The organism is Phyllobacterium sp. YR620 (genome assembly GCF_900104165.1).
Taxonomy (GTDB): Bacteria; Pseudomonadota; Alphaproteobacteria; order Rhizobiales; family Rhizobiaceae; genus Phyllobacterium; species Phyllobacterium pellucidum.
On the sequence record NZ_FNJP01000001.1, the window covers coordinates 649,522 to 669,156 of the forward strand.

The following is a 19,635-nucleotide window of genomic DNA, read 5'->3' on the forward strand; positions in this document are numbered from 1 at the left end:
TGAGGTATTGCGCCATAGTCCGGCTCGCGCGGAATCACGCGCGAGTTGCAATACTTCAGGGCAGGACGACGACGATGGGCTGGACACCGGATACCAAGCGCTACGACACGATGAAATATAATCGCTGCGGCAAGAGCGGTCTGCGGCTGCCGGCCATTTCGCTCGGCCTGTGGCACAATTTCGGCAACGACACCCCGCATCAGCTCAAGCAGGCGATCTGTCGTCAGGCCTTCGATCTCGGCATCACCCATTTCGACCTCGCCAATAATTACGGACCGCCTCCGGGCTCGGCTGAGGAAGCGTTCGGCGAAATCTTGCGAACCGATTTCAAGGGATACCGGGACGAGCTGATCATTTCCTCGAAGGCCGGCTACAACATGTGGCCCGGTCCCTACGGCGAGTGGGGCAGCCGCAAATATATCATCGCGAGCTGCGACCAGAGCCTCAAGCGCCTCGGTCTCGACTATGTCGATATCTTCTATTCGCACCGTTTCGATCCGGATACGCCGCTCGAAGAAACGATGATGGCGCTCGATCACATTGTCCGGTCCGGGCGCGCGCAATATGTCGGTCTTTCCTCGTACAATTCGAAGCGCACGCGCGAGGCGGAGGCCATCCTCGAAGAGCTTGGCACGCCGTGCCTCATCCATCAGCCGAGCTATTCGATGATCAACCGCTGGATCGAAGATGACGGCCTGATCGACACGCTTGAAGAACTGGGCATCGGGTCCATCGTCTTTTCGCCGCTGGCGCAGGGCATGCTGACTGACAAATATCTGAAGGGCGTTCCTGAAGAGAGCCGCGCTGCGCAGGGCAAATCCCTCAATCCAGAATTTTTGAGTGACCGCAACCTCAAGAATATAAGCGCGCTCAACGCCATTGCTTCAAAGCGCGGGCAAACGCTGGCGCAGATGGCGCTTGCGTGGGTTCTGCGCAAGGGACGTATCACCACGGCGCTGATCGGGGCGAGCAAGCCGCAGCAGGTCGTCGATTGCGTCAAGGCGCTGGACAATCTCGAATTCAGCGATGCGGAGCTCGCGGAAATCGACAGCTACGCCAACGACGCCAATATCAATCTCTGGGCAGCTTCGGCCGAGCGCAAGGGTCCTGAGCGCAAGCCCGTGAAAATGGATTGATGCCCGCCATATGCAATCGCCTGGGCCGGCAGCGTCACAGGCGATTGGCAGCGCAGCGCTAATATGCGAAATGTCTGCGCCAGAGTTATGCTGATTGGAGCCTTTCAATGAAGATTGCGATGATCGGGACCGGATATGTCGGTCTGGTATCGGGTGTTTGCTTTGCCGAATTCGGCTTCCAGGTGACCTGCGTCGACAAGAACCCCGCGATCATGGAGCGGCTGCAGGCCGGCGAAGTCACGATCTTCGAACCGGGGCTCGACGATCTGCTCGACCGCAATGCCAAGGACGGACGTCTCGTATTCACCACTGATCTTGCGACGACTGTTGCCGATGCGGATGTCATCTTCATCGCCGTGGGCACGCCGTCGCGCCGCGGCGATGGCGAGGCTGACCTCCAATATATCCATGCAGCCGCAGACGAGATCGCGGCGGCGATGAAACCCGATGCCGTGATCGTCATCAAGTCGACGGTCGTCGTCGGCACCAATGCCGATGTGCGGGCGCGCATCGCCAAGGCAAGGCCGGGGGTTGCGTTCTCGATGGTATCGAACCCTGAATTCCTGCGCGAAGGCTCTGCCGTAGAAGACTTCCTTCGGCCGGACCGTGTGGTCGTCGGCGTGCATGATGAGGCGGGTGCGATCGCTATGAGGCGGGTCTACCGCCCGCTTTACCTGCGTGAGACGCCGATGATCGTTACGACGCTCGAAAACGCCGAGATCATCAAATATGCCGCGAACGCTTTCCTTGCCATGAAGGTGACCTTCATCAACGAGGTCGCCGACCTTTGCGAGAAGGCGGGCGGCAATGTTCAGGACGTCGCCCGGGCCATCGGTATGGACAATCGCATCGGCTCGAAATTCCTGCATGCCGGCCCGGGCTTCGGCGGTTCCTGCTTCCCGAAGGATACGCGTGCCTATGCCGCCACGGGCCGCAAGCTTGACGCGCCACAAACGCTGATCGAGCAGGTGGTCTCGATCAATGAGCAGCGCAAGCGCTCCATGGCGGAGCGGGTGATAGAGGCCGCGCAGAAGCATGGCGTGAAGAGCGTCGCGGTCCTCGGCATCGCCTTCAAGCCGAATACCGACGATATTCGCGAGTCACCGGCACTCGATATCATTCCGCTATTGCAGAAAGCGGGGCTGACAGTTCGGGCGCATGATCCAGAGGCGCGCACCGCCGCCGAACAGGTGCTGAGCGGCGTCAACTGGTGCAAGTCGGCCTATGAGGCGGTGGAAGGGGCGGGGATTACGCTGCTCCTCACCGAATGGAACGTCTACCGGGCCCTCGATTTGAAGCGAGTCGCAAGCCTGATGGATGGGAACATCCTGTTTGACCTGCGCAACGTCTATAGCGGGCAGGACCTCGATGGCACCGGACTCGAGTACCATTCCGTGGGCCGGCCGCTGATCGGGAGACCAAGTTGAGCCACTTAAGGTTTCAGCCTTGAAGCTCCAGCGGAAACGGTGTTCTCTCCCAGAACTTGCCGATCTTGTACGTTTTGACCGTCGCTGCTTCCCAGTCATGCAGGATTTGTGCGACCTCGACGCGGTCTTCGGCCTGAAGCGCCTTATAGAAACGCGGGGTTAGACCATTTACGTGATCGAGCCAGCGGTCACTGCTTTCGAGCTTTTCACAGGCGGAGGCGAATTCACCCTTCATTGCGTGATTCATGATTGCGCTGAGCTCAATTGAGGGCGATGCGACCCAAGGGAATAAAGGGCCCGAAAGATATGAATGATAGTCGTCGAGCGTTTCGATAGCATATAATTGCGCCAGCATCTCTTCGGTCGTATCGAGCATTTGCGCGACTATCTCCGGAACCCCGGCGTCCCAACCGCTATCGAGCACTTGTCCTTGGTGATCCGTAGGAAAGAATTGGTCCCCCCAGCCCTGCCGGACCTCCGCGGTTGCAGGGACGAGTAACCGAACGGACAAGCGCGATCCGAATATTTTCGGGTCAAGCCGCCTCTCGAAGTGGACACCGCGCAGGATATGCCGCACGGGCTTGATGAAGACAAAGCGCCCCATCGAGAAAAGGTCGTCACGACGCTCGATCAGCGGGCGCACGGCATTTCGTACATCGCGAATTGTGGTCATGGTCGTTCCTAACTGAAGGGTCCAACGGAAGGCCTGATCTCAATGACGAAGAACCGCTTTACTTTCGGAAAGGTTTTGGCGCTTGAATAAGAAAAATCATTCATCCGTCTCGTTCGCAACCTGCGGGCACCGGTCTTGAAGTCATAGATACAAGCTGTCTCATCATCCACGCGTTCATAAACATCCAGACCGATAGAATCTGTTTCGCGGGTACCCACGCCTACTTTGTAATATTCATCAGAAGCTCCCGCGAGCGGCGCCATCATGAAGAGTTCCGGCAACAATTGGCCCTGCCAACGTTTTTGAACTTCGCCCGCAGCCAGCAGGTGAAACTGATTTCCATAGTTCTGTTGCGATCCATATTGAGCGATAGGACCCATAGTGGCTGCTACATCATTGGCGATATTCTGAACGTCCAGATATCGTGGGCAATATTGCTTCACCGTCTCCATGTCGGCTTGGAGCACGCTTGCCCAAAGCCGTTCTTCCGACTCTCCCTTAACGTATTGACGTGCACGCGCCGATACTATCGCAATGGTGTGCGGATCGCCGGCAGCGACAATCGCATTGTACAGCCGAAGTGCTTCTTCAACCGGATACTCGATGGCGGGCTCTTTTAAAGCCGACAGCAGTGTCACCGCAGAACCGATCAAGGGAAGTTTGCGAATCGGAAGTTCGCGGCCGATTTTGCCTCCGATCTTTTGTGCTTCGTGAACTGCGCTCGAGGCGGTGGCCGCAATACCCTGAAAGGTCGTAGTTTCTTGATCTTTCGGAGGTTGCTTGTCCGCCACGGCGGATCCACTTCCGCCCTCGCTTACCCATTGCCCGCCCCCGGAAGTCCCGGCGGGAGCGCGGGGCTGGTCGGGGTCGTACTTGCGACAGAGGTGCTGGTACTCCAGAAGCTCTGCACGGAGAACGCGTTGTTCTGTTGCGACCCGTTGGCAAAGAGCGTCATGACGCCCGTCCTGAGAGGCGAGCCGTGCGGCTTTTAAGAGAACGTCATTCGCGTGTAACTGCCATTGTAAATCCAGGTCTTTGGAATTGTTTCGCGGCGACCGATGCATTTAAAGAAACCCCGTTAATATGGGAATATATTCCTACAAACGCATCAAGGAAATCAATTCGACTCTAGTCGTAGGCTTTTGGACCTACCTAAGCTCTAGCGGAAACGGTGTTCTCTCCCAGAACTTGCCGATCTTGTACGTTTTGACCGTCGCGGCCTCCCAGTCATGCAGGATTTGTGCGACCTCGGCGCGGTCTTCGGCCTGAAGCGCCTTATGGAAACGCGGGGTTAGCGTGTTCAAATGTTTGAGCGAGCGATCACTGCTTTCGAGCTTTTCGCAGGCAGAGGCGAATTCACCCTTCATTGCGTGGTTCATGACTTCGCTGAGTTCTATTGTTGGCGACGCTATCCACGGAACCTGAAGGCCCGAAAGATATGAATGATAATCGTCGAGGGTGTCGATACCGTGCAATTGCGCCAGTACCACTTCGGCCGTATCGAGCATTTGCGCGACTATCTTCGGATTACGAGCGTCCCAACCACTATCGAGTGCTCGTCCTTCCTGGTCGGTTGGAAAAAATCGCTCCCCCCAGCCCAGCCGGAACTCCGGGAGTGCCGGCACCAGCGACTGAACGGACAAACGCGATCCGAATATTTTCGGGTCACGGCGGCTTTCGAAGTGGACACCGCGCAGGATGTGCCGCACGGGCTTGATGAACACAAAGCGCCCCATCGAGAAAAGGTCGTCGCGGCGCTCGATGAGCGGGCGCACGGCATTTCGTACATCGCGTATTGTGGTCATGGTCTTATTCCCCCTCCGCGAACCGGGGAATAGGTTCCTATAAATCGGGCCAGAAAATCAATTCGACTCTAGTCGCAGGCTCTGGGACATGGCTAAGCGAATCCCCGGATAAGCCCTATGACTAGCGCGCGGCCCTATACAACGTCACCGTGGTCCGGCGGCCCTTGCTGTAGTTGATGCCGGAGACGGTGGCGATGGCGGCGACGGATTTCTCGCCCCCCGGCAGGCTGGCGATGAAGCCGTTGCGCTGTCCTTCATCGACTGCTGCGATCGCGCATTTCGGATCGGCCTTAATATGCTGGGCGGCTCCGGCGCCGTCGGTCAGCACTGTATTCGTGCCGGCAAGGAAGACGAGGCTGGGTTCAGCATAGCTGGCGGAGGCCAGAACGCTGTCCGGGCAGGGCTTTGCTGCCTTGTAGGCATCGGCGATGGCCGGGCTAAGCCACATTGGCGTCAGAGCAGGAACGACGCCCCAGGTGAGCAATCCGAGGGTAATTATAGCAAAGGTTGCAGAAGCTTGCAGTGCACCCTTCACGTTGTGATTCAGGATGAGCCCGCTGGCGAAGAGCCCTGCGGCGAATGCTGTAAAGCAGGCGATGATGCCGGGAAGCGAGAAGGAGCCGGTCATCACGTAAGGCAGGACGAGGCCTGCGCCCATCAGCGCCAGCGTGGCGGCGGCAAGGCCGAGCAGGGTCAGCCGCTCGATCCAGATCTGCCATTTGCCCTGATAGGGCCCCGATGCGACCCCGGTGTCGACGGCCCAGGCCATGATCAGGAGGAGCGCGGGGTAGGCGGGCAGGACATAGTGCGGCAGTTTGGTGGGGATCATTTCCGTTACCAGCCAGAACGGCACGTACCAGGCGACCAGAAACGCGAGGCGCGGATCCTCACGCAAGCGCCCGAGCGCCTGCAGGCCGCCGCGGACCGCCAGTACGCCGAACGGCCAGATGAAGAAAACGAAGATCAAGGCGAAATAGCCAGGCGGTGCGCCGTGGCTTTCCTGCGCGTCACCCACCTTGGAAAGGAAATCCTTGTTGACCGATTCGTTGAAGAAGGCGCCGCCGCTTTTCATGGTGATCATGATCAGCCAGGGCAGGACGATCGCAAGCAGAATGAGGATACCGGCAATGGGCTTCAACCGCTTCAGCCAGCGCCATTCGCGGTAGTAGAGGCTGAGCGACGCCATTGTGAGCAGGCTGACGAAAGGCGTAATGGGTCCCTTGATCAATACGCCGACAGCCGTCGCCACCCAGAAGGTGAGCGCGGGCGCCCAGGTCTCGGCCGCCTGCCTGCGGCTCGCCATCCACATGAAGGCAAGCGCCGCCTGTGCAATGACGACCGTTGCGAGCACTGTCGCGTCCGTCTTGGCGACGCGTGCTTCAAAGCCGAGCATGACGATCGAGGCGAGGGCAATCCCGGCGAGAAGACCGGCGCTTTGCCCGAAAAGGAAAGCGCCGAGCGTTGCGGTTGCCAGCACGGCTACGGTCGCGCCAGCCACCGAGACGAGGCGGTAGGCCCAGGCGGGCGCCTTGTCGTCAAAGCCGGTCAGCTTCAAGGCAGCGCTTTGCAGCCAGTAGATGCCGATCGGCTTTTTGTAGCGCGAGGCATCCTGAAAGCGGATATCGACATAGTCGCCGCTTTCCGCCATCTGGTGAGTGGCCTGGATATAGCGCGACTCGTCGCGGTCGAGCGGGGGGATCGAGGCGATGCCCGGCACGAACGAAACGATGCAGATGAAGACCAGCAGCAGATAGTGGCTCAGGCGTAACCGCCGCGGCGTTGTGGCGGCAGGCGTTGTCTCTATGTGGCTCGCCAATGCGCTCACGAGTCTTGCGTCATCGCTTTCTTCTCATTTGCGATCAGCCAGAGATTGCGAACGTAAACGACAAGTCCGAGGCCTTGTCCGGCGATGAAGACGGGGTCCTTGCGCACGATGGCATAGACGAACAGCAGGGCGCCGCCGAACAGCGAGAAGAACCAGAACGTGACAGGCACGACGCTGCGCTTTGCCCGTTCCGATGCCAGCCATTGCAGGACGAAGCGCATGGTAAAGCACGCCTGCGCAAAGAAGCCGAGCACGACCCAGGCATCGAACTGCGCGACGAATACCGAGTGCAGCCAATTTGTTATAGCGTCAGCCATGGCTGATCTCCGTGATAGTTGGGACGGTCTTGCGGCGTTTTCTCAGCCACCAGACACCATATAGATCGAGAATGCCGCGCAGGCCGCGGTCGAGAATGCCGTAGTTGGACTTGCCGTGCCGCCGTTCGCGATCGACGACGTCGACATGGACGACGCCATAGCCTTCGCGAATGACGAGGGCGGGCAGATAGCGGTGCCAGCCGTCGAAGAAGGGCAGTTCGCGAAAGATCTGCGTGTGCAGCGCTTTGAGGCCGCAACCGGAATCGCGCGTATTGTCCTTGAGGATCGCACCGCGCAAGCGATTGGCATATTTCGAGGCGAATTGCTTGAGCTTGGTGTCGGTGCGCTTCAGGCGCTGGCCCGCAGCGATGCCTGTCCTTGGACCGGCTTCAAGAAGGGCATCGGCGAGCTGCGGCAGATAGGCAGGGTTGTTCTGGCCGTCGCCATCCATGGTCACGACGACAGTGCCCTTGGCGGCGAAGACGCCTGAACGAACCGCAGCGCTCTGGCCGGCGGATTTGTCATGGCGCACATGGCGCAGCGGCTTGCCTGCCATGATGCGGCCGGCGAGCACGTCGCCGGTGGTATCCGTCGAGCCGTCATCCACGACGATGACCTCGTAGCTGCGGCCATCCATGGCGGCATCCACTTCATCGAGGAGAAAGGCTAGATTGGCGGCCTCGTTGCGGCAGGGAATAACGATTGTGATTGCCGGATTGCTCAAGTCAGACGCTTTCGTATTGTCTCATCAGGCGCGCTCCATAACATTGAACGCACCGGCTTGCCATACCTCAATTCACGCATCGCCCGGGCTGATCACCGCTTATCGCGAATGTCTGACAGTGTCCTTGTCGGTGTGATTGCTTCCGGATCGAGGCGGATTTCGATGATGGCGGGCTTGCCGCTGGCAACTGCCCGTTGCCATGCCGCTTCGAAAGCATCCGTCGTTTCGACTGTCTCGCCATGGCCGCCAAAGGCACGGGCAAGCATCGCGAAATCGGGATTGGTGAGTTCGGTCGCCGAGACGCGCCCCGGATATTCGCGCTCCTGGTGCATGCGGATCGTGCCGTAAATGCTGTTGTTGATGACGAGAACAATGATCGGCAGGTCATACTTCACCGCTGTCGCGAAATCCTGGCCGTTCATCAGGAAACATCCGTCGCCGGCAAAGCACACCACCATGCGGTCCGGGTGAAGCTGCTTGGCGGCGACTGCGGCGGGCAAGCCGTATCCCATCGAGCCGGAAGTCGGGGCAGCTTGCGTGCCGAAGCGGCGAAAACGATGAAAGCGATGCAGCCAGGTGGCGTAGTTGCCGGCGCCGTTGGTCATGATCGCATCTTCCGGAAGGACGCTTTCGAGGTAGGCCATGATCGGCCCCATCGCAACCTTGCCCGGGCCTGTCTGCGGCGGCGTCGACCAGGCGAGATAGGATTGGTGCGCCGTTTCCGCCTCGCCCGGCCAGTTGATGTGCGATGGTGGCGCAAGGTGCTCAACCACGGCCGCGAAGGCATCGGCCGCGGCATTTATGGCAAGGCTTGGGCGATAGACCCGTCCGAGTTCCTCCGCATCAGGATGAACGTGGATCAGCGTCTGTTTTGGGTACGGACTGTCCATCAGCGTATAGCCTGAGGACGGCATTTCACCGAAACGGCCGCCGACGAGGAGCAGAACGTCGGCCTCCTTGACCCGCGCGCCCAGCGCCGGATTGATGCCGATCCCGACATCGCCGGCATAATTGGGATGGAGATGATCAAACAGCATCTGGCGACGAAACGAGCAACCAACCGGAAGCTGCCATTTCTCGGCAAAACGCGTGATTGAATGAACCGCTTGTTCGCTCCAGCGCGAGCCGCCAAGGATCATGAATGGCTTCCGCGCGCCTTGCAAAAGATCGGCGAGTTTCTCGATGACGGCAGCGGACGGGCCGGTTTCAACCGGCTGCCAGCCTTGCGCCGCGACGGCTTCCACCTTGTCGGTGAGCATATCTTCGGGCAGCGCAAGTACGACGGGCCCCGGACGGCCGGAAGTCGCGACGGCGAAGGCGCGGGTGACAAACTCGGGGATACGGCGGGCATCGTCGATCTCGGCAACCCATTTTGCCGTGTCAGCAAAAAAGCGGCGGTATTCGACCTCCTGAAAGGCCTCACGTTCACGGGCGTCGCGCTGTACCTGGCCGATGAAGAGGATGAGCGGCGTTGAATCCTGCATGGCGATGTGGATGCCGGGTGATGCGTTGGTTGCACCTGGACCACGGGTGACGAAGCAGATGCCGGGCTTGCCCGTGAGCTTGCCCCAGGCGTCCGTCATCATCGCGGCGCCGCCCTCGGCGCGGCACACCGTCACCCCGATATTGGCGTCGTAGAGCGCGTCGAGCACCGCAAGGTAGCTCTCGCCCGGAACGCAGAAGAGCCGCTCGGCGCCATTGGCGACCAGAGCTTCAACGATCAGTTCACCGCCGGTTTTCATCGGTAATATCCTTCAATTCGTTCAATATGTCGGCGCTGTGTTCGCCGAGGCGGGGCGAGGGACGCTCGTACTGCAAGGGGGTCTTGGACATGACGATAGGCGTGCGCACGGAAGGGATAGTGCTGCCGTGGCTGTCTTCAAGGTCAAGGCGCAACTGGCGCGCGATGATCTGCGGGTCGTCGAACATTTCGCCAATGCCGTTGATGGGGCCGGCGGGGACGGCATTGCCGGCGCAAGCCTCGAGCAGTTCCGCCCGGCTGCGCTTTGCCGTTTCGGCGCGTATCAATGCGGTCAACTCCGCCCGGTGTTCGAGGCGGGCGCGGTTGGTCAGAAACCGCGGATCGCTTGCGAGCGCATCCAGGCCGACGATCGAGCAGAAGCGGGCAAATTGGCCGTCATTGCCGACGGCAAGGATCAAATGCCCATCCGATGTCGGCACCACCTCGTAGGGCGAAATATTCGGATGGGCATTTCCCATCCGGTGCGGGCTCTTGCCGGTCGCAAGGTAGTTCATCGCCTGGTTGGCCATGACGGCTGACTGGACGTCAAACAGCGCCATGTCGATCATCTGGCCTTCGCCGGTTTTGGCGACATGCGCCAGCGCCGCCTGAATGGCGATCACCGAATAAAGTCCGGTGAAGACGTCGGCGACGGCAAGACCTACTTTCTGCGGTTCGCGGTCCGGCTCGCCGGTGACTGACATCAGCCCGGACATGCCCTGGATGATGAAATCATAGCCAGCCTGCGCCGCGTAGGGACCGGTTTGCCCAAAGCCGGTGATCGAACAGTAGACCAGCTTGGGGTTGTCGGCGCTGAGACTTTCATAGTCGAGCCCGTATTTGCGTAGCCCACCCACTTTGAAATTCTCAAGGACGACATCTGCCGTCTGGCAAAGCGCGCGCACCGTCTCCTGTCCTTCAGGCGTTGCGAAATCGGCGGTAATCGAACGCTTGCCGCGATTGCAGGCGTGGAAATAGGCGGCGGAGAGGTTCTCCCCTTCGCTGCTGGTGAGAAAGGGTGGTCCCCAGCCGCGCGTCTCATCGCCGCCGGCAGGGTTTTCCACCTTGATCACATCGGCGCCGAGGTCCGCGAGGATTTGTCCGGCCCAGGGTCCCGCCAGTACGCGGGCAAGTTCGATGACACGGATACCTTTGAGGGGTGCATCAGGCATGATCAGTTTTGTACCAGTTCTTTCGTTGGATGTTGGGCGACGCGCAGCGCCCAGGACGCAAAATCCTGCATGATCTCGTCACGGTTGATTTCGTTGAGGCCCTCATGGCGCGTGCCTTGATAGATCCGGCTTTCGACATCGGTGAAACCGAGGCGCAGGAGGCGCTCTTGGAGGTCCTTGATCGACTTGCCTTTCGCCGTGGCCGGATCCTCGGCGCCGCCGACAAGATTGAATGGCAGGTTGCGGCGCAACGTGGCGAGAAGAGCATCGTTGGTACCGACGTTCATGAAATCGAAAATGTCGCGCCACATGCTGACCGTCGGGTCCCAGCCCGAAAGCGGATCGGCGAGATAGGCATCCACCTCGTCAGGATCGCGCGACAGCCAGTCGGAAGCCGTGCGGGCATTCTTGACCCTGCGGCCCCAGTCGCGAAAGGTAAGCTTCGGCAGGATCATGCTGGGGACGTCGGAACCGAGGAGCATCCGTTCTGCCCGTAAGATACCGAGCGCAAGGCGGTTGACGGACGCCGTTGAAAAGTTGGCGTTCCAGATTGCCGCCCCGCTGACATTCTCGGGATGCTTCAGAACATAGTTGAGCGCAACCAGCCCGCCCATCGAATGGCCGAAAAGGATGAGTGGCAGTCCGGGATTCCGGTTACGGGCGAGGTGGTTGACGACGTCGACATCGTCGAGCACGTGCTGGCGCCCGGCTTGTTGGGCAAAGCGTCCTGCCGGGGCTCCCGGCGCTTTGGTCAGGCCATGGCCGCGATGGTCATGGGCATAAACGTGAAAGCCCCTTTCGCTTAGAAACTGCGCAAAACGGGCATAGCGCAGGGAGTGCTCGCTGACGCCGTGGCAAATCTGGACAATGCCGCATGGCTCCGCTTCTGCCTGCGAGACCCGAACGGCAAGCGCGGCCCCCGTCGCAGTGCGTACTGTCTCAACCTCTTTAAATGCCATTCGCAGCCTCCCGCCCGCAATTGAAAGGGTGGCGCGCGATTAGTCAATGCGGAATAAGTCCATATCAATATCGCCCAAATTATCGCGGTGCTGCCTATTAAATAAACAGATAAATCTTTGTGCAACTTTCTTTTGCAAAACCACTTGCAATCGATAAAAACATGCCGCAGAACTTCACTCCGAAAGAAACGGGTTCTGACCTTTCGTCGCTGTTGCAGATGATCGAGCTGCCCATCTTGCCAGTTACATGGCCGTTCAAGGGAGAAGAGGACGCTCCCCGAATGCGGCACCAGAGGGGAAACCGGGTGACGGAAATATCCGCGCCCGGTTTCGCTCATTTTGGGACAGGTTTTATCTGAAACCAGTGTTGGGTGGCGGGCGGGGCCGCGAAATAAAACGCCCGCGCATTGCCACCGGAGCGCCTTTCCCCTAAATACGGCGCAACTTCATTCACACGAATACGAACATCGGAGTGACGCGCGTTATGGCACGCCAATTCATTTATCATATGGCCGGTCTCAATAAGGCCTATGGCACCAAGAAAGTTCTCGAGAATATTCACCTCTCCTTCTATCCCGACGCCAAGATCGGCATTCTCGGCCCGAACGGCGCCGGCAAGTCGACGATCCTCAAGATAATGGCGGGAACGGACAAGGAGTTCACCGGGGAAGCCTGGCTTGCCGATGGAGCAACCGTTGGCTATCTCGCCCAGGAGCCTGCCCTCGACGCCAGCAAGGACGTCATGGGCAATGTGATGGAGGGTGTCGCCGACAAGAAGGCGATCCTCGACCGCTATAACGAACTGATGATGAACTATTCCGACGAGACCGCCGATGAAGGTGCCAAGCTCCAGGACATCATCGACGCAAAGAACCTCTGGGATCTGGAATCGCAGGTCGAGATGGCGATGGAAGCCTTGCGCTGCCCGCCTGGCGACGCCGATGTCACCAAGCTATCCGGCGGTGAACGCCGCCGCGTCGCGCTGTGCCGGCTTTTGCTGTCGCAACCTGACCTGTTGCTTCTCGACGAACCGACCAACCATCTCGATGCCGAAACGACTGCATGGCTTGAAAAGCACCTGCGCGAATATCCCGGCGCCGTCCTCCTCATCACCCACGATCGCTACTTCCTCGACAATGTGACCGGCTGGATCCTCGAACTCGATCGCGGCCGCGGCATCCCATACGAGGGCAACTACTCGGCCTATCTCGAATCCAAATCGAAGCGCATGCAGCAGGAAGGCCGCGAAGAGGCTTCGCGCCAGAAGGCACTTGAGCGCGAGCGCGAGTGGATCGCCGCAAGCCCGAAGGCACGCCAGGCCAAGTCCAAGGCCCGTATCAAGGCCTATGACGAACTGGTCGATGCGGCCAATGACCAGCGTCCGGGCGACGCCCAGATCATCATTCCAGCAGGCGAGCGCCTTGGGCAGGTGGTGATCGAGGCTGAGAATCTCACCAAGTCCTTCGGCGACCGGGTTCTGATCGAGGACCTAACCTTCAAGCTGCCTCCGGGTGGCATCGTCGGCGTCATCGGTCCGAACGGCGCCGGCAAGACGACACTGTTCAAGATGATTACTGGCCAGGAGAAGCCGGACTCCGGATCGATCCGCATCGGTGACACAGTCCATCTCGGCTATGTCGATCAGAGCCGCGATCACCTCAAGGGCGACAAGAACGTCTGGGAGGAGATTTCGGGCGGCAACGACATCATCAAGCTTGGCAAGCACGAGATGAATTCGCGTGCCTATGTCTCTGCCTTCAACTTCAAGGGTGGCGACCAGCAGCAGAAAGTCGGCAATCTATCGGGCGGTCAGCGCAATCGCGTGCACCTTGCCAAAATGCTGCAGTCTGGCGGCAACGTCCTGCTTCTCGACGAGCCGACCAATGATCTCGACACCGAAACGCTTTCGGCGCTCGAGGATGCGCTCGAAAAGTATGCGGGCTGCGCCGTGATCATCAGCCACGATCGCATGTTCCTCGACCGCCTTGCTACGCATATCCTTGCCTTCGAAGGTGACAGCCACGTCGAATGGTTCGAAGGAAACTTCGAGGAATATGAGAACGACAAGATCCGCCGCCTCGGCCCGGACAGCGTCAATCCGAAGCGTCCCACCTACAAGCGCCTGACGCGGTAAGGCCGCATGTTCGAGCGGCTGAAGGAACGCGGTTTTGATATACTGGCGCTTCACCACGCCGAAGCCATCGTCACCATGGACATGGCCGGCGCGGAGAACGACCTCGAAACGGTGCTGCTCGATCTGACGATCCCCGTCACCGAAATTGTCGCGGGCGGGGGAGGCGAGGCGCGACTGACGCAGCGCCTGCGCCGTGGTCTCGCCGAACGGGGCTGGAGCAAGCGCAATATCCGCGTCCGCAAGACCGTGCGCTGGTCCGAATTCGATGAGGAGAGGGAGGTCGCCTCCCTCTCCCATGAAATCGACCACGTGAAGGCCTTCGGGCCGCAAGGCTCGGTGTTCGCACTCGAAATCGAGTGGAACAACAAGGACCCCTTCTTCGACCGCGACCTTGAAAGCTTCAAGCGGCTGCACGCCGAGGGCGCCGTTTCCGTCGGCGGGCTCATTACCCGCGGCGAGAGCCTTCAGAACGATATGCGGACGATCCTGCGCCGCTTTGCAGATGAGAGGGCTGTCGATGAGCTCGGTCAGCTCGACAGCTTCAATTATGTTCCGACGCGGCGTCAGCGGGAAATGATCCTGACAAGGGCCGAGCGGACCGGCGACTTCCGGCAAGCATGGGTCGATGCATTTGTCGGCGACAAGTTCGGCGAGGCGACGACCCATTGGCGCAAGCTGCGCGACCGCGTCTTGCGCGGCGTCGGCAACCCATGCCCGCTTGTCCTTATTGGCATACCTTCATCGGTGGTGACGTTCGATCACTCCGCGGCTTCCGCCGCCGAATTATAGGCGTAGGTCTTCCAGGTCGGCTTGTAGTCTTCGTCGGCCTGATTGCCCCAATAGGTCCAGTTTGGCCGCGTCCCGCGCGCAAAAAGTTCGAGATAGGGACCCTTCGAGCAGCTTTCGATCAGATCGTACTGCTCGTCGGGCTTGCGCGAGTGTTCGCGCTTGCGCGACGAAAGATAGTTCACCTGGCTGCGGCCTGGCGCCAGTGTGCGGGCGTTCTTGCCGCGAACCCCGAAGAGCAAGACTTCGGTGACGTTGCGGAAATAGAAGCCGACGCCGCGCCCGTCAGAGCCGCCATCCTTGCGCACCTTGTGCCAGATGATGTTCGACTTGTACTCGAATCCCCAGGATTGCATCACCCGCAGCCCTTCCGGCAGCAGCGCATTCGGCACCCACAGGTAGAGATGCGCGGGTTGCGCCGTCAGGTCGGCGATCGGCAGGGCGCAGATATCGTCGGTCGTCATCGTGCCGTAGCGCGACAGGCGCTTGTGCTCCGGAGCGACCTTTCCGGTGCGATTGGTGAAGCGCCACGGCGGATCGGCAAGGACGGTGTGATAACGCTTTCCTGCGGTTCGTTTCGCCAAATCTATGGCTGCGTCCATAACTTCAGCGTTCACGACAAACCTCCGGTGAGAAAAGAACGAAAGCAGAACACATAACGATTGTCAATCGGAGACGATTCGCCTTTCCAGTGGGTTGTAGCATGCCATAGGCGCAAGGTATTGCCGAGCCGCAATAGTTCACCGAATTCTCATGACTCTTTTTGACAGATTCATCAGGGATATTTGCTGGTGTTGCCCGCAGTTTTTCATAAAATGCGGCGGCTTTCACGGCGCATATTTTCAGGAGCGTTTATGAACGACCTTTTTTCAACCGGCCCCGAGATATTGCCCGCGCGCAAGCTCAGCGGGCGTGTGAGCGGCCTATTCGAGGCACGCGCCGGCGATTTTGTCACGGCGCCGTCAGCGGAACTCAACGTCACTTTCGACGGAATTGTCGGTGATTTCCATGCTGGCCCGACGCGGAAATCCGGCGGTCGCGAGCCCTGGTATCCGCGCGGCACCGAAATGCGCAACGAACGGCAACTCTCGATTCTTGCGCCGGACGAACTCGTACAAGTTGCAGCGGGCATGGGGCTTGCCGAACTCAGGGCCGAGTGGATCGGCGGCAACATGCTGATCGACGGGATCCCGTCGCTTTCGATGCTCCCGCCGCGGACGCTGATATTTTTCGAGAACGGTGTCACGTTGAAGGTTGACGGTCAGAACGCGCCCTGCAAGATTGCCGGGCGCTCGATCGGCGAACATGCGGGAACGGCCGACCATACCGCGACTGCGCTCGATTTCGTTCGGGTCTCGCGGCGGATGCGCGGCATCGTCGCCTGGGTCGAAAAGCCTGGAACGATCGGCAATGGCGAAAAGGTGGATGTGCGCATTCCCGACATTGGATTTATCGCCCCTGAGGCTTGCGCGCGCCCGGGAATTGTGGCGAATGATCAGGCAGGTCCGGTGCCTGCGGCAAGCGTTGCGGGAGAATCGGGAAGCCGGTGCAAATCCGGCACGTGCCCAACGCTGTAAGGGGGATGGACGCGCATTTGCCACGGAACTTCCGGAAGGCGCGCGGCTCAGTTGAACCTCAGTCAGAAGACCGGCCGGACCTCATAGCTCGAACCGCGTGGACGGCGGCGAGAGTTTCAAGCGTTGTTGGGAGCAAACAATGCACGATAAATGCCATGGTCCGACTGCCGCCGACAGTTTTTCCAAAGATGAACGCGCGGCGGTCTACAAAGCCATCCATACGCGCCGCGATGTGCGCGACCAGTTTCTTCCCAAGCCCATACCCGACGAGGTGCTCATGCGCCTGCTCGATGCGGCCCACCATGCGCCTTCGGTCGGCTTTATGCAGCCCTGGAATTTCATCCTGATCAGCGATCCCGAGCGCAAGCAGGAGGTGCACCAGGCCTTCACCCGCGCCAATGAGGAAGCGAGGGCAATGTTCACTGACGATCGCCAGGCGCTTTATGCTGCGCTGAAACTCGAAGGCATTCTCAAGGCGCCGCTCAACATCTGCATCACCTGCGATCGCACCCGTGGCGGGCGCGTCGTCCTTGGCCGCACCCATAACCGTCAGATGGACCTCTACAGTACCGTCTGCGCAGTGCAGAATCTCTGGCTTGCAGCGCGCGCCGAGGGCATCGGTGTCGGCTGGGTCAGTATTTACCACGATGCCGACATGCGCCGAATTCTCGGCATTCCCGCGCATGTCGAGATCGTCGCCTATCTCTGCGTCGGTTACGTGGATGAGCTCTACCAGGCGCCCGAGCTTGAGCAGCGCGGCTGGCGCAAGCGACTGCCCCTGGATGAACTCATTTTCCGGGACCGTTGGAGTGGATGCGATGATCCAGGAACGCTCAGCTCGGATCATCCTCATCCGGATCAAGCAGGCGTGTCGCCCGCCACTCCGTCAGTTTCCGGTTGATCGCTTCCAGAACGAAGAAACGCGCCGACTCCTTGTCGTAACCGTCGTCGCGAAGCACGTCGTAATCCGTATGCTGATGCCGGACATGGGCTACCGCCGCCAGCCACACCGCAATCGGCGGCGGCAGCGTCTTCATGTGCGGGGCATTCGCGGCGGCGCGGATCGGCTCGGAATCGGAATAGGGTACGGCCGGTAGCAGAAGTGTCAAAGCCTTATTGATGGCGCGCTGGCGGTTCGTTCCGATGCTCATGCCACTATCCTAGCCGATTCTCGTCCTATTTCAGGCGCGGCAAAAAATGTCGTCAACGGCAAAAACAACTTGCTTATGCGACGTTTGTCACATAAACATATCTTTATGTCTTTTGAGGATTGGAAGCATGGACAAGCGTGATCTTAACCTGGACCTGATGGTCGATACGCTGAAAGCGGCAGCTGAGCCGAGCCGCCTGCGCATCCTCGCGCTCCTGTCACGCGGCGACCTTACCGTTTCCGATCTCACCTCAATCCTTGGCCAGTCGCAGCCGCGCGTGTCGCGGCATTTGAAGCTGCTGTTCGAGGCCAGCCTCATCAATCGATACCAAGAGGGTTCCTGGGCTTATTTCCGCCTGGCCGACTCGCTGATCGTCGGTGATATCGCCCGTTCGCTGCTCGACCGCCTCGATTTTTCCGATCCTTTGCTCGAACGCGACCTCGAGCGGCTTTCGTCTGTGAAGTTGCAGCGGCGCGAACGCGCAGCCGCCTATTTCAGCGCCAATGCAACGAGCTGGGATATGATCCGGTCGTTGCATGCGCCGGATGGCGCGGTGGAAGCAGCGCTCCTCAAGATCGTCGGCCGCAAGCCGTTTCAGGCGATGCTCGATGTCGGCACGGGGACGGGCCGCCTGCTTGAACTCTTTTCGCCACTCTATATTCGCGGCGTCGGCATCGACATAAACCGCGATATGCTGACGGTTGCTCGCTCCAATCTCGATCGCGACGGGATTACCAATGCGCAGGTACGCCATGGCGATGTCTATTCCCTGCCGGTGGATCGCGAATCCTTCGATCTTGTTACCGTCCACCAGGTTCTGCACTTCCTCGATAACCCCGCCGAAGCAATCCGCGAAGCGGCACGTGCATTGCGGGCAGGCGGGCGCATGCTCATCGTCGATTTTGCTCCGCACGAACTTGAGTTCCTGCGCGACAACCATGCCCATATGCGTCTCGGCTTCAGCGATGCGCAGATGCGCGAATGGCTTACGGAAGCCGGTTTGATGCTCGAAGAGAGCACGGAACTTGAACCGAAAGACAAGAACAAACTAACCGTCAAACTGTGGCTGGCACGCGACCCGCGCCTGCTGATTGCAGATCCCGATTTAACCTCCCGCGTCACGGAGAGTGTCTGATGAGTTTCTTTCGCCAATCGCGCCGCCCCGATATCGGTCACAATATCCGTGTGTCCTTCGAGTTCTTCCCGCCGAAGACGGAAGTCATGGAGGAACGGCTTTGGGAGACGGTGACGCGCCTTGCGCCGCTCAATCCCGAATTCGTCTCGGTGACCTACGGTGCCGGCGGGTCGACGCGCGAGCGGACCGCCCGCACGATCAACCGCATCCTGACCGAAACAGACGTCAATGCCGCTGCGCATCTTACCTGCGTCGATGCGACGAAGGAGGAAGTCGATACGGTGGTGCGCGAGTTTGCCGCCATGGGCGTCAAGCGCTTCGTTGCCCTGCGGGGCGATCCGGCAAGCGGCGTCGGTTCCCACTACAAGCCGACACCCGGCGGCTATGAGAACGGCGCTGATCTCGTTGCCGGGCTGAAAGCCTTTGCCGATTTCGATATCTCGGTTTCGGCCTATCCGGAAAAGCATCCGGAAAGCCCGGACTTCGCCACCGACATCGACATGCTCAAGCGCAAGGTCGACAATGGCGCGACACGGGCGATCACCCAGTTCTTCTTCGAGAACGATCTCTACGAGCGCTATGTCGAAAAGGTTCGCCGTGCCGGTATCTATATTCCGATCCTTCCGGGCATCCTGCCGATCCACAATTTCACGCAGGTGACGAATTTCTGCTCGAAGGCGGGCACGCACATTCCCAACTGGCTGGCCGAGCGCTTCGAGGGTCTCGAGAACGACCCGCAGACGCACCAGCTCGTCGCTTCGGCAGTCGCTGCCGAACAGGTGCTCGACCTCGTCGAAAGGGGTGCGCAGGATTTCCACTTCTATACGATGAACCGGGCCGACCTTGCTTTTGCCATCTGCCATCTCATCGGAATTCGGCCGGGCAGCAATGTCGTTGAGGCCAATTTGGCCGGGGCCGCGGCATAAGACCGGGCTCTGAAATGGGAAACGGCCCGACTGCCATGATCGGGCCGCTCCATGTTTCACCTACTTAACGGTCAGAGACCATCTACGTAGCGCTCTTGTATTTACTCAGGGGATGAGTCCTACGACCATTGCACCGATAAATGCGAA

19 protein-coding genes and 1 riboswitch are annotated in these 19,635 nt (G+C 59.6%); of the genes, 7 read left to right on the top strand and 12 right to left on the bottom strand.

From position 1 onward, the window contains the following. The first annotated feature begins 74 nt into the window (after window positions 1–74). Both mgrA and BLR72_RS03015 read left to right on the top strand, forming a co-directional pair. Entirely contained in the window at window positions 75–1,136 is a 1,062-nt protein-coding gene (mgrA, locus tag BLR72_RS03010; RefSeq protein WP_027231944.1) for an L-glyceraldehyde 3-phosphate reductase, read from the top strand. 107 nt (window positions 1,137–1,243) lie between these two features. Next, window positions 1,244–2,563, top strand: coding sequence for a UDP-glucose dehydrogenase family protein (locus BLR72_RS03015; protein ID WP_091944948.1), 1,320 nt, complete (start codon window positions 1,244–1,246; stop codon window positions 2,561–2,563). Window positions 2,564–2,576: 13 nt separating this feature from the next. Here the strand turns inward: BLR72_RS03015 and BLR72_RS03020 are convergent, their stop codons facing one another. From BLR72_RS03020 to BLR72_RS03060, 9 genes are all read right to left on the bottom strand, one after another. Further along, window positions 2,577–3,236 carry a hypothetical protein gene (locus tag BLR72_RS03020; RefSeq protein WP_027231942.1) on the bottom strand — a complete coding sequence of 220 codons (660 nt, stop codon included), beginning with the start codon at window positions 3,234–3,236 and terminating at the stop codon, window positions 2,577–2,579. 8 nt (window positions 3,237–3,244) lie between these two features. Beyond that, the gene (locus BLR72_RS03025) at window positions 3,245–4,027 is read right to left on the bottom strand and encodes a hypothetical protein (protein WP_027231941.1); all 783 of its coding nucleotides are present in this window, start codon (window positions 4,025–4,027) and stop codon (window positions 3,245–3,247) included. A 357-nt stretch (window positions 4,028–4,384) separates the two neighbouring features. After that, a complete protein-coding gene (locus BLR72_RS03030) occupies window positions 4,385–5,041 on the bottom strand; it encodes a hypothetical protein (RefSeq protein WP_091944950.1) in 657 nt (218 codons plus the stop codon). 121 nt (window positions 5,042–5,162) lie between these two features. Continuing rightward, window positions 5,163–6,866: an ArnT family glycosyltransferase gene (locus BLR72_RS03035; protein ID WP_244506608.1), complete on the bottom strand. Its 1,704-nt coding sequence runs from the start codon at window positions 6,864–6,866 to the stop codon at window positions 5,163–5,165. After that, window positions 6,863–7,183, bottom strand: a complete 321-nt coding sequence (locus BLR72_RS03040) for a lipid-A-disaccharide synthase N-terminal domain-containing protein (protein WP_027231938.1) — start codon at window positions 7,181–7,183, stop codon at window positions 6,863–6,865. Before BLR72_RS03040 ends, BLR72_RS03035 begins: the two co-directional genes overlap by 4 nt. Beyond that, window positions 7,176–7,907 carry a glycosyltransferase family 2 protein gene (locus BLR72_RS03045; RefSeq protein WP_091944953.1) on the bottom strand — a complete coding sequence of 244 codons (732 nt, stop codon included), beginning with the start codon at window positions 7,905–7,907 and terminating at the stop codon, window positions 7,176–7,178. Before BLR72_RS03045 ends, BLR72_RS03040 begins: the two co-directional genes overlap by 8 nt. A gap of 92 nt (window positions 7,908–7,999) precedes the next feature. Further along, window positions 8,000–9,649, bottom strand: coding sequence for a thiamine pyrophosphate-binding protein (locus tag BLR72_RS03050; protein ID WP_091944955.1), 1,650 nt, complete (start codon window positions 9,647–9,649; stop codon window positions 8,000–8,002). Continuing rightward, complete coding sequence (locus tag BLR72_RS03055) at window positions 9,633–10,820, bottom strand: CaiB/BaiF CoA transferase family protein (protein ID WP_091944957.1); 1,188 nt, start codon at window positions 10,818–10,820, stop codon at window positions 9,633–9,635. The genes BLR72_RS03050 and BLR72_RS03055 overlap by 17 nt, the downstream gene beginning before the upstream one ends. A 2-nt stretch (window positions 10,821–10,822) precedes the next feature. Next, on the bottom strand, window positions 10,823–11,779 hold the full coding sequence (locus tag BLR72_RS03060) for an alpha/beta hydrolase (RefSeq protein ID WP_091944960.1): 957 nt from the start codon (window positions 11,777–11,779) through the stop codon (window positions 10,823–10,825). Between the two features lie 484 nt (window positions 11,780–12,263). On the opposite strand from BLR72_RS03060, the gene ettA reads away from it, so the two are divergent. Continuing rightward, a complete protein-coding gene (gene ettA / locus BLR72_RS03070; protein WP_091944963.1) occupies window positions 12,264–13,913 on the top strand; it encodes an energy-dependent translational throttle protein EttA in 1,650 nt (549 codons plus the stop codon). Between the two features lie 6 nt (window positions 13,914–13,919). Next, window positions 13,920–14,702, top strand: coding sequence for a BglII/BstYI family type II restriction endonuclease (locus tag BLR72_RS03075; RefSeq protein WP_036814458.1), 783 nt, complete (start codon window positions 13,920–13,922; stop codon window positions 14,700–14,702). Here the strand turns inward: BLR72_RS03075 and BLR72_RS03080 are convergent. Both BLR72_RS03080 and BLR72_RS22865 read right to left on the bottom strand, forming a co-directional pair. Beyond that, window positions 14,672–15,316, bottom strand: a complete 645-nt coding sequence (locus BLR72_RS03080) for an MT-A70 family methyltransferase (RefSeq protein ID WP_228017962.1) — start codon at window positions 15,314–15,316, stop codon at window positions 14,672–14,674. The genes BLR72_RS03075 and BLR72_RS03080 overlap by 31 nt on opposite strands. Before the next feature lie 345 nt (window positions 15,317–15,661). Next, a complete protein-coding gene (locus BLR72_RS22865; protein ID WP_175492261.1) occupies window positions 15,662–16,024 on the bottom strand; it encodes a hypothetical protein in 363 nt (120 codons plus the stop codon). A gap of 164 nt (window positions 16,025–16,188) precedes the next feature. Further along, window positions 16,189–16,370, top strand: a riboswitch (cobalamin riboswitch). A gap of 45 nt (window positions 16,371–16,415) precedes the next feature. On the opposite strand from BLR72_RS22865, the gene bluB reads away from it, so the two are divergent. Further along, window positions 16,416–17,177 carry a 5,6-dimethylbenzimidazole synthase gene (bluB, locus tag BLR72_RS03090; protein ID WP_091944966.1) on the top strand — a complete coding sequence of 254 codons (762 nt, stop codon included), beginning with the start codon at window positions 16,416–16,418 and terminating at the stop codon, window positions 17,175–17,177. Here the strand turns inward: bluB and BLR72_RS03095 are convergent. Next, a complete protein-coding gene (locus tag BLR72_RS03095; protein ID WP_091944969.1) occupies window positions 17,110–17,427 on the bottom strand; it encodes a DUF2293 domain-containing protein in 318 nt (105 codons plus the stop codon). The two genes, bluB and BLR72_RS03095, sit on opposite strands and share 68 nt — an antisense overlap. 127 nt (window positions 17,428–17,554) lie before the next feature. Between BLR72_RS03095 and BLR72_RS03100 the strand changes: the two genes are divergently transcribed. Both BLR72_RS03100 and metF read left to right on the top strand, forming a co-directional pair. Further along, window positions 17,555–18,562 (top strand): ArsR/SmtB family transcription factor, encoded by a 1,008-nt coding sequence (locus BLR72_RS03100; protein ID WP_027231927.1) that lies wholly within the window; start codon window positions 17,555–17,557, stop codon window positions 18,560–18,562. Continuing rightward, window positions 18,562–19,488 carry a methylenetetrahydrofolate reductase [NAD(P)H] gene (gene metF / locus BLR72_RS03105; protein ID WP_091944972.1) on the top strand — a complete coding sequence of 309 codons (927 nt, stop codon included), beginning with the start codon at window positions 18,562–18,564 and terminating at the stop codon, window positions 19,486–19,488. The genes BLR72_RS03100 and metF overlap by 1 nt, the downstream gene beginning before the upstream one ends. The last annotated feature ends 147 nt before the right edge of the window (window positions 19,489–19,635 follow it).